Raw genomic sequence first — 526 nt, forward strand, 5'->3', positions numbered from 1 at the left:
TATTCAGGCTATAACAAGCTTGATGATGCGATCACCCGCACTGGATGTATGGCGCATGTTCGACGCAGATTCTATGACGCCGCTGTGCACTTGAAAAACGGCATCGAAGACTCGGTACCGTTGAAGTTGATCGACACCATGTTTATGTTGGAGCGACAAGTTCAGCATGCGCCGGCGGGAGAACGCCAAGCTTTTAGAATAAAGAACATCGCTCCGCTCATGAAAAAATTCTGGGCATGGATCGATGGCCTCACTGCGCTGCCAAAAGGCGCATTGGGAAGAGCGGTGAAGTATGCCCAAAATCAGCGGATCTATCTTGACCGGCTCATGGACTACGGCGAGATCGACTTTAGCAACAATGCGACTGAGCGCAGCGTCAAAGACTTGGTGATCGGACGTAAGAACTACTTATTCAGTACCAGTGTCGATGGTGCCGAAGCAAATGCGAACCTGATGACTTTGTGTGAGACTGCCAAGGCCAATCAGTTGGATGTATTCAAGTATTTGAAGTGCTTATTTGAAAAGC

1 protein-coding gene is annotated in these 526 nt (G+C 48.9%); it reads left to right on the forward strand.

Going from position 1 to position 526, the window contains the following annotated elements:
* Positions 1 to 526 (forward strand): IS66 family transposase (locus FD01_RS09390; protein WP_156647296.1); only part of this gene is annotated, 526 nt, incomplete at both ends.

The organism is Lacticaseibacillus manihotivorans DSM 13343 = JCM 12514 (assembly GCF_001435035.1).
Taxonomy (GTDB): Bacteria; Bacillota; Bacilli; order Lactobacillales; family Lactobacillaceae; genus Lacticaseibacillus; species Lacticaseibacillus manihotivorans.